Raw genomic sequence first — 10,114 nt, forward strand, 5'->3', positions numbered from 1 at the left:
TAATTCATAAGTGATATTTAATGAGAAATATTGTTTTACACTATCATTTGTTTAAAAACGCGGGTACATCTGTTGATGCCATATTAAAAGATTCTTTTGGGGCTAATTGGATAAACTGGGATAAGCCATTAGGTGACTCCGCGACGATTTCGCCTCAAGAGATGGAGTGTTTTATTAATAATAACAAGCATATTCAGGCAATTTCTTCACATGATCTAAATCCACCCTTACCGTATGGAAACTTTAAAGTATTTCCAATAGTTTTTTTGCGTCACCCTATAATAAGGGCACGTTCTGCCTATCTTTTTGAGTGGAAAAAGCAATTAAATTTAAATGAACCTAAAGGTTCGTTTCTAGAGTACATCCGAGAGAATATTGTTGATGGTATTCCTGGAGTAGTGTCAAACTTTCAATGCTATAAGCTATCTAATGTTGTCTACGGGGAGAATTATACTCGTAAAAATATGCCTGATTTTGAAGTCTTAGACAGAGCGAAATTATTTATAAATTCTATCCCGTATTTTGGCTTGGTAGAACACTTTCACCAATCGTTGGTGAGATTGCATTATTATTTGAAAGCAACATTTCCCAATATTTTAGTTACAAATAAACAAACCAATGTTACTCAAAATGTAGCAACTGAGGTAAATACTAAACTCGCTCAAATTCAAGAAGAGTTAGGTGAAGAAATTTATACTTTCTTGGAAAAAAATAATCAGTTAGATCTTAAGTTGTATAATTATGCCGTTAATAGATTCTTTTCAGTAGTCGGTAGGGATTCTGGTGTCTAAAAAAATTGACGAGAGTGTTAGTTCTGAAAGTAAAGCGGCAGATGAATTGAAGAAAATTTATGCTGATTTATATAACTATGATCGCTCTTTTATCGGTCGAGTCGTCTGGTTTATAGAAAAGTTTTATTTCCTTTTAAGATTTACACCCAAAACTCGTTCTACCTATAGATTATTAATCGATCAGGCAGAGATATATTCTTTTGAAAATAAAGTTGACTTTAACACATATGTCAATCAAAAAAACAGTAGATTAAAGTTGCTGTGGTATTTTTTGCGATACGTGATAAAGCACCCGTATTCATCGATTAGGTTAATAAGTCGATATAGAATATTGAAGCTCTTCAAAATGTTACTTAATAATTCGGATGATATTGCCGCTAACTGGTTCACGCAAAGATTTCCAGAAGATAGCTCAGATATAAACCTCGAATTATTTATCCCTAGTGAAGACGATGTTGATACTCACGAAATTATTTTCCCTAAATATGACAATCCTAGCGTATCAATAGTAATTCCGGTTTATAACCAATATAAGACAACATTATCTTGTTTAATGTCTGTTAACAAAAATACAGACAATGTTCCTTATGAATTAATTATTGCAGACGATAATTCTTCAGATCTTACCTCTACAATTACGCAAAGAATCAAGAATATTAAGGTAGTTCGGTCCAGTGAAAACCATGGTTTTTTGGGTAACTGTAATAATGCTGTTAAATCGGCAGATGGGAACTATGTTGTTTTACTTAATAACGATACCAATGTTCAATCTGGCTGGCTTGAATCATTACTTAAAGCTATTGAGAATGATGCTTCGATCGGATTGGTAGGGCCAAAGTTGTTATTCGATGATGGCATTCTACAGGAGGCTGGCGGCATCGTCTGGAATGATGCCTCAGGCTGGAATTTTGGCCGAGGACAAGATTCCAGCGCCCCTGAATTTAATTATCGGCGAGAAGTAGATTACATATCGGGAGCGTGTCTACTTTTCCGAAAATCTCTTTGGGACAAAGTGGGTGGTTTTGATGATCGCTTTCGCCCAGCGTATTACGAAGATACAGATTTAGCTTTTCAAGTAAGGGCATTAGGCTTGAAGGTAGTTTATCAACCTCAGTCAACTGTTGTGCATTTTGAGGGTATCAGTAATGGAACAGACTTAGGCAGCGGAATTAAAAAATATCAATTAAAAAATCAAGAAATTTTTTTCCAGAAATGGAAGTCTGTATTGAAATCCGACCACTACAGAAATGGGTTTGACGTTTTCAAGGCTAGAGAAAGATTCACTGGTAAAACAATTTTATTCATAGATCACTATGTTCCCTTTTATGACAAAGATGCTGGATCGAAGTCCACATTTTTATACGTCAAAAGTATGCTGAGATTGGGCTATAACGTTAAGTTTCTGGGAGCTAATTTCTTTCCTCATCAACCTTATACAAATGTACTTCAATCTTTAGGAGTTGAGGTCATATATGGTGAGAGGTATGCTAAAAATTGGGGTCGGTGGTTGAGGGATAATTCTAAGTATATCGATATCATTTATTTGCATAGGCCACATATCACGGAAGATTTTATAAATGAAATATACAGGTTAAAAAACAAGCCTAAGTTAGTTTATTTTGGACATGATCTGCATCATTTGCGTCTAGACAGAGAATTTGAGATTACACGCAGTATATCTACGGCAAAATTATCAAAAGATTGGTATAACAGAGAAGTCGCTATTTTCAACAAAGTTGATGTTATCTTATACCCCTCAACGGTTGAAGTTGATGTCGTTAAATCTATTTCTAAAAAATACAATGTCCATCAATTGCCTCTTTATCCGTTAGAGTTAAAGAATATCACCTACAAACACAATACAAGAAAAGGCTTATTATTTGTCGGAGGTTTTGGTCATCCGCCTAACGAAGATGGTGTAATCTGGTTTTTGGATGAAATTTTTCCCTTGGTTTTGAGAGGCGATCCGTCAGTAATGTTTCATATTGTAGGATCAAATGTTCCTGACTCAATTCTATCTCTATCTGGAGACAATATTATTGTGCATGGTTATTTACCAGATGATGATTTGGATGAATTATATTCAACGATTAGAGTTGTTGTGGTTCCATTGAGATTCGGTGCAGGCATAAAGGGTAAGGTGCTAGAGGCAATACAGAATAATATTCCAATCGTAACGACCAGTATAGGCGCAGAGGGATTACCAAAGGCAAATGAGGTTATGATGATAGAAGATAATCCGGAATCATTTTCTAAGGCGATACTATCCTTATATTCCGATAGAGAAATAGCAGAGAACTATAGTAAAAGACACCAGAAATATATTGATCAAAATTTTTCGCAAAAAGTTATTGATAAGGTAATAGAACAGTATTTTTAAATATTTAGAGAGTTATCAGTGAGATACATTGTTACACACGGTCATATTTTTAAAAACGCTGGAACTACGTTTGATTCGGCATTAAAAGCTGCTTTTGGTAAAGGTTTTTGTGATCATCGAGATGATGTCGCGATGAGAAGAGGTGGGGCTGACTATTTAGCTCAATTTATATTGGATAATCCAGACATAAAAGCAATTTCAAGTCATCATCTTTGTAATCCTTTACCTATTAGCAACGAATTTCAGTGTATTCCCGTTTATTTCATTAGGAATCCGTTGGAGCGGATTATTTCTGTATATGAATATGAGAGAAAGCAACGAACAGGCACACCCGGTGCGGTTAAAGCTTCGTCTTCGTCTCTAGAAGAATATATTTGTTGGAGGTTTCTCCCATCGACTCCAAAAATAATTTCAAATTATCAAACCTCATATATAGGTGCACAGCGTTTTCTGCGTACGGATGAGAAAGTTAGTTTTGATATGTTAGAGCGAGCATTAAAGATGATTTCCGAACCTGAAGTTTTTATTGGTATTGTAGATTGTTTTAGCGAAAGTTTTAATCGAATTTCAGCGGGTCTAAAAAAATATTTTCCTGAAGTTAATTTTGATTATAAAAGTAAGAATGTACAAAATGGTCGGTCTGATGATGAGAAATATAAAGTTGCTTTGGAGCAATTACAAACGGTATTACCTGAAGTTATTTCAGAAAATGAATTAGACCTTTGTTTGTATTACTCGGCGAAAAAAGCGCTAGGGTATTTATGAAGTTATCATCTGAAAAGATATTTTCGAGTTCGCGTTGTGAGCGAGATTTTATTAGTCTCGAACATCCTAGATTGAAGAGTCTTAAATATACCGGTAATGACATATACATTAACGAATATAGGGACGTATTTTTAGTTCAATCAGGTAATACTAAAGATATTGTCAATTCTATAGAGGAGCTAAAGCACAAATATCCAGATATAGACGTATTAAAAATTTCTAAGCTATCGGGGCTTACTCTGAACGTTGTCGCACCAGGAGCCGCGTTGTTTAGTCACTGGTTATTCGATTCTCTTAGTAAGTTTGCGTTATTAAAGCATGCAGGGCTATCGATATCAGATTTCAACAGTATTATTTTTAATTCAATATCACAAGAGTTTCATAAAGAAACTCTGTCTAAATTAAATATTGAAAATATTAATGTTGTTGAACGAAATGATGGAAATGAATTTCTTTATGTGGAACATTTAATCGATTTTACCGATATCAGAAATAGATTTGGGACACATGATTGGCAAGTTGAGTATCTTTTTAACTTATTTTATGATAGGCGAACTTGGAGTTTGGCGGAAAAGAAAGATAAGTTGTTTATTGAAAGGGTGAATGGTTCTCGATCAATAATAAATTTTGATAAATTTCGTGATCAAATAGAACAGTTGGGTTTTAAGTTTATACGATTTGAAAGTTTATCTGTATCTCAAGCTTTAAGTGAAATGTCTAATGTTAAAGTTCTAGCTGGCCCTCATGGCGCTGGATTTTCGAATGCGATATTTGGTGGACCAGATTTAAAAGTTTTAGAAATTTTTTCTAGGCATATATCACCTGAATTTTTTTTAAACTGTTATATCCGCTCACAAAGTCATTTGTTTTTAGAAGAGATGGATAGTAATGGCAAGAAATGGTACGAACAAAATTTAGACTATGTCAATAACTTTGTTGAAATAAATTCGGAAAAAATCTTGCTATCGAACGCATCCATCAAAGCTCTTAAGGCGATATAAATTCTGATTGAGATAGTATTTTTAACTATAGGATAATAATGAAGTCTATAACTATCAAAGATGAACCCAAATGGGCGGTTAATGTAGATGATCGTAAATATAAACATATTTCAAGAATTGTCAAAAACTTTCTGATCCCGAAATACTCTGAATATCCAATGTGGTCGGAGTTTTACGACTATTTAGGTTCGAGTCGCAATTTTACACACTCCAATCATTATTATCGCTATTTAAACACATTCGGGCTGCTCGTATCTCAACTTGGAGTTTTGAAAAACAGAGTAATATTAGAAACAGGCGGCGCGAGTCCCATATCAACGTTTCTTTCTCATTACAACGAATGTTTCTCTACAGAATCTGACCTTAGGTTAGAATTCGATGTTCCAGATAATTACGTAGATGTTGTTTTATCCTTTGAGGTTTTAGAACACATCAAGGATCAACCAGAAACTAATATTTCTCAGGTGGTACTTTTTCAGGAGAGTGGGGTTAAGTGTTTTGTTTCTGAAATAAAACGGGTATTAAAGGAAGGTGGTGAGGTTGTTTTGACGACTCCGAATGCATGTTCATATCGTGCGATTTTGGAAGCAGTTGAACATCGTCCACCAACAATATTTCGTCCACATGTAAGAGAATATTCAAAAAATGAAATCTTGTCTTTCTTTAATGAATTCAAATGCAAATATTATACCTCAACAAATAATTTTTTTATGTTGGGTGATGATGTAAATAAATTCGAAAAAAAGTTTAAGAAAGCTGGTTGGAGTATTGATGATCGAGGTGATGATCATCTGTTTTATTTTAATTGTTGATTTGCAGGATTTAATTATTTTTTCAATTAATTTTTTCTTGAGCGTTGACGGCTTTTAGTTATTAACAGTTATATCTGAAGTATAAGTAAAAAATATGAAATATAATATTCTTGTTGGAACTCATCATAAAACTGGAACGGTATGGATGCATGGTGTTTTTTTCCGTTTAGCGAAACTTATAGGTTGCGAGATGTTTAATATATCTGACGAACACCTAGCTAAAGGAAGAGAGGCTAAAATCCAGTATTTACAAAATGCTCTAGATAGTTCGTCGCCGCAAATTATATATGATCATCATAGTAAATTTCCTTTAGGTTCTATTGATTGTTCAGGTTTTCGGGGTATTAGAATGGTCCGAGACCCCAGAGACTTAATAATTTCTTCAGCAAAGTATCATTGTTGGTCCGATGAAGAATGGCTTCATCAACCACTTGATAGATTTAATGGTTTAACTTATGCAGAGAAAATTAATACATTCAAGACAATGAACGAGAAAATTATTTTTGAAATGGATAACTCTGCAGGTGGTCAGATTCACGCAATGATGAGTTTTGATGGGATGGGGGTTATTGAAACTGTTCGTTATGAAGATTTAATAGATGATTTTAATTTTGATCGGTGGTTCGGTATTTCGAGATTTCTAGGTCTAGAACGGGAGGAAGTTATTTATTCATTAAGATCTTTTTATGATAATTCTATTTTTGGAAAAAAAGAAAAAAGTAACCATATTCAAAGCGGTGAATCACGTCAATATTTGGATATTTTTACTGATGATATAACTTCAGAATTTAACCAGAGGTTTCCTAATGCTCTTGCTAAATTAGGCTATATAGAATAATGGACGAATTAGGAAATTATGTTTGTATTGAAAAAAATCCTGAGTCTGACGTATCCGTAGTTATATTTTCAGCTGTGGATTGTCAAGAAGGGGATTTTCATTCAGTAAAAGCACTTTCTCATCTAAGTGTTAATAAAATTTATGTTAACTGTAAAGAAAATAGTTGGTATTTAGACGGTATTCCTAACTTAGGTTTTGATTGGGAACAGAGTGCGATTAATTTAAAGAAATTGGCTAAAAGTATAACTAATAGTGGCAACGGGTTAGTATTGTATTTCGGCGGGTCCATGGGCGGGGCTGGTGCATTGTTATACGGTTTATATGCGAATGTTGATAAAATTGTTTCGACTGGCTCCGAGGCAACATTCTTTCGTCAGGGGGGGTACTCTTCATTTAAATTTAAAGGTCATAATGTTTTTCAACCTGATTGGGGAAAACTTGTTTCAGAGTTTTCAGGTGAACTGTTGATGATTTATGGTGATGTAGAACCAATAGACCGTATTGCTTCTGATGAATTTTTAAATATACATCCTAAATTTCGTGATGGCATGTATATCATTTCCGGTTATGGACACAGAGTACCAGTTTTAATATCTGAACGTATGGGTTTCGAGAGCTTCATTAAGTTGTGCTTGAAAGAAACTCTATTATCAATTGATCTGAGCCAGCTTACTTTAAAATGAACCAAATATCGATAGAAATTGAGAGACATCTAAATCTTCGGTTAGGTGAAAATTCTAAGAAGGTTAACTATTCTTTATCTATTTCTGATATGAAGGATTGTTTGCATTCATGCATTAATATTATCAGACCTACGGATTTTTGTATTCATAGTGTTCGTGGTGATTACAATAATTTTTATTACGAAGCTAATCAAAATATGTTCAAAACGGATGTTTTATCTGGTTTGGAGAGGCGTGTGGTTCCATTTGCGAATTATTTGCTCAGAGTTGGAGGGAAGAAGCAAGTATTAGTTAATATGAATGATGCTGAAGGTTACGATTATAATAGTTTGCTCCCTGCAGACTTGAACTATCAGACGATAATTCAGTTTTCCAGAAGAATTCAACAGCGAGATTCTGTAACTTTATTTCCGCTTACAAAAAACTTCATGGGGCTGGGTTCTCCGAATATTCCTAATGGCGAAGATATTATTCCATTTAAAAGCAAAATACCTACTATAGTCTGGCGAGGTGGTCCATCTGGTTGTTACATTGGCGATGATAATCGAAAAATGTCTGCTCGAAACTTAGCTTTTCATCCTAACCCTGAAGATGAGTTTCATAAGTTTCAGAGGCTTAATCTAATTCCTAAATTAGCCAAATATCAAGACATAGATATTGGTTTTGTTGAAACGGCTAATAGAAATTACTCGAATCTTAATGCTCTTTTGAAGGATAGATTTCCGTTCGTATTTAAAGGTAGTATGAATATTGATCAGCAGAGAAAATATAAATATATTTTAGCAATTGATGGTAATGATTATCCTTCTAATTTATTTTGGGCGTTAATGAGTAATTCTGTTGTTTTTAAAACTACAAGTGAATGGGAAACTGCATTGAGTGTTGGTTTGGAGCCTTGGAAACACTATGTTCCTGTAGACCCAGAAGCTGAGTCTGTTTTATCTATGATTAATTACATGAATGAAAGGGAGGCTGAATGTGATTATATTATTAAAAATGCACATGAATACATGCGTTTCTGTATGAATGAAAAATTTAGGAAATTTCTTGATAAACTAACTATAGATAAATATATGGAATATTTAGTAGATATATCAGGTGTTACAGATGATGTGTGTTTTTTTTCTAGTAATGGTTTGATGTGATTTTCTATTATGGTGTGCGGTTAGTTTCACTAATTCCTAATATTGCAGGGGTGTTTTAATTATGTACGATGTAGCCCTAAGCCTGGGGACAGATTGTCAAACTAGATACAATATATCCAAGTATATATACTTGAAGAACGGTGGTGCTTCTAGTGAATTTTTGCTCACAGAGAAAAGAAAAAATGTTTCCGATTATGGCTCTTTTTTTTTCGATTGGTGTGTATCGACCCTTGAGGGTGTTTGTAGGGTTTTAGAGGGAGATTTTTCTAATGTTTTACTTCTTGAAAATCTATTTATAGAAGAGACTAGCCATGGAACTCAGCATGTGGTCGATAAATATACTGGTTTTCAGTATCCACACAGTTTCCCGGGGTCTCAAGACAATAAATTGACTTACGATATTTTGACAGAGCATTACCCTTTATTTCTAGAGAAAACAGCTTATATTATTAACAAAACTAGGAGTGTTTTAAACTCTTCGAAAAGAAAATTACTGATATGCAGATCTAATGATAGTTGTGAAGTGGTGGAAAATTTTTTAAATCTTATTTGTTCTAATTATAGTAACTTTCATTTAGTTTATATAAATTCTTCTAAAGAAGATTCTTTTTTAAGTTTGTTAGATAAATATCATTGTGTAGATTTATATCAGATGACTCGACAAAAATATCCAGGATGCTACGAAGATTGGGAGAATATTCTTTCCAATTATGAATTAACGCTCCCGAATCTATAGTTCTTCATACTTTTTACCAAGAAGGTGTAAGTGTAATTCCCTTTGATTTCGATGGAAGACAGATTTCTATATGTAGATTTGGTCTTAGTAAAGGTATTAAGTCGAGCAATGATTGAACCTTGTTTTTCCACTTTACTTTCGAGTAGTTGTACGTGGGCATTAAGCGGAACTTGGTACTTATGAAATCGGGGGAGAGTAATTGAAAATATTTTATTATTTCTTTTCTACTATATTCTTTCCAATGGTGTCCATATGTGTTTGTACTCAGCACATTATCTACGGTAATTCCACCCCCGTTACCGGTAATAAATCTAAGAAATTGCCAAGATTTTCCTTTCCAAGAATAGTAATTGGGTGTGGTAATTAAAATCTTTCCTCCGGGGTTTAAAATTCTGTATATTTCCTTCCAGAATTTAATAGGATTGAATGTTATATGTTCAAGTATCTCGGTGAATAAAATAATATCCATAGAATTGTCGGGAATACTTTTTAGTTCAAGAGCATCTTCTAAATTGCTACATGGAATTAATTTAATATTCAGCATTTTTGAGATATTTTGTATGTTTGAGTTAGAAAAAACACTGCTTAATTCTATTGCGGTTATATCAAATCCAGCTTGCTTCCATATTACGGATTGATGCAGCCAATGTGCGCCAACATCTAATACTCTTCCGCCGTCACTTGGCCAAGTGCTTTTAAATTCATTTAGTGTTTTCACGAAGCGCCAATAATGATCCTGTAGGTATTTAAGAACAATAGGATCGTCTTGTTCGAGAATATTTTTTAAATCCTCGTAAGAGTAATGTTTGTCAAGTAGTTGGTTTGATTTCATTAAACTGGATTCTAATCTTTGGTAGTATGTGATTTCTCGATTTCAGTTGATAAACTTGGTTTCGGATAATAAGTGCAATTTTCTTGAAAAGAGGTCAGCTGGTATAGTCGGCCATTTTTCTCGCCAAAGGA

General features: G+C 33.9%; 10 protein-coding genes. 9 read left to right on the forward strand and 1 reads right to left on the reverse strand.

All coding sequences use genetic code 11. The features are described 5' to 3' along the window. Window positions 1-20: 20 nt before the first annotated feature. The 9 genes from ACYQ28_RS17725 to ACYQ28_RS17765 all read left to right on the forward strand — a co-directional run bounded on the left by ACYQ28_RS17725 (window position 21) and on the right by ACYQ28_RS17765 (window position 9,151). On the forward strand, window positions 21-791 hold the full coding sequence (locus ACYQ28_RS17725) for a hypothetical protein (protein WP_460052401.1): 771 nt from the start codon (window positions 21-23) through the stop codon (window positions 789-791). Beyond that, complete coding sequence (locus ACYQ28_RS17730) at window positions 784-3,171, forward strand: glycosyltransferase (RefSeq protein ID WP_460052402.1); 2,388 nt, start codon at window positions 784-786, stop codon at window positions 3,169-3,171. The genes ACYQ28_RS17725 and ACYQ28_RS17730 overlap by 8 nt, the downstream gene beginning before the upstream one ends. Window positions 3,172-3,189: 18 nt before the next feature. Then, entirely contained in the window at window positions 3,190-3,936 is a 747-nt protein-coding gene (locus ACYQ28_RS17735) for a hypothetical protein (RefSeq protein WP_460052403.1), read from the forward strand. After that, window positions 3,933-4,937: a glycosyltransferase family 61 protein gene (locus tag ACYQ28_RS17740; RefSeq protein WP_460052405.1), complete on the forward strand. Its 1,005-nt coding sequence runs from the start codon at window positions 3,933-3,935 to the stop codon at window positions 4,935-4,937. Before ACYQ28_RS17735 ends, ACYQ28_RS17740 begins: the two co-directional genes overlap by 4 nt. Before the next feature lie 38 nt (window positions 4,938-4,975). Then, a complete protein-coding gene (locus tag ACYQ28_RS17745) occupies window positions 4,976-5,749 on the forward strand; it encodes a class I SAM-dependent methyltransferase (protein WP_460052406.1) in 774 nt (257 codons plus the stop codon). A 94-nt stretch (window positions 5,750-5,843) separates the two neighbouring features. Further along, a complete protein-coding gene (locus tag ACYQ28_RS17750; RefSeq protein WP_460052408.1) occupies window positions 5,844-6,587 on the forward strand; it encodes a sulfotransferase domain-containing protein in 744 nt (247 codons plus the stop codon). After that, on the forward strand, window positions 6,587-7,270 hold the full coding sequence (locus tag ACYQ28_RS17755) for a hypothetical protein (protein WP_460052409.1): 684 nt from the start codon (window positions 6,587-6,589) through the stop codon (window positions 7,268-7,270). Before ACYQ28_RS17750 ends, ACYQ28_RS17755 begins: the two co-directional genes overlap by 1 nt. Further along, window positions 7,267-8,415 (forward strand): glycosyl transferase family 90, encoded by a 1,149-nt coding sequence (locus ACYQ28_RS17760; protein WP_460052410.1) that lies wholly within the window; start codon window positions 7,267-7,269, stop codon window positions 8,413-8,415. Before ACYQ28_RS17755 ends, ACYQ28_RS17760 begins: the two co-directional genes overlap by 4 nt. Before the next feature lie 61 nt (window positions 8,416-8,476). Next, entirely contained in the window at window positions 8,477-9,151 is a 675-nt protein-coding gene (locus tag ACYQ28_RS17765; RefSeq protein WP_460052412.1) for a hypothetical protein, read from the forward strand. A 13-nt stretch (window positions 9,152-9,164) separates the two neighbouring features. Here ACYQ28_RS17765 and ACYQ28_RS17770 read toward each other — a convergent pair whose 3' ends face one another. Then, window positions 9,165-9,983: a class I SAM-dependent methyltransferase gene (locus ACYQ28_RS17770; RefSeq protein WP_460052413.1), complete on the reverse strand. Its 819-nt coding sequence runs from the start codon at window positions 9,981-9,983 to the stop codon at window positions 9,165-9,167. Window positions 9,984-10,114 lie beyond the last annotated feature (131 nt).

The organism is Sessilibacter sp. MAH1 (genome assembly GCF_054658315.1).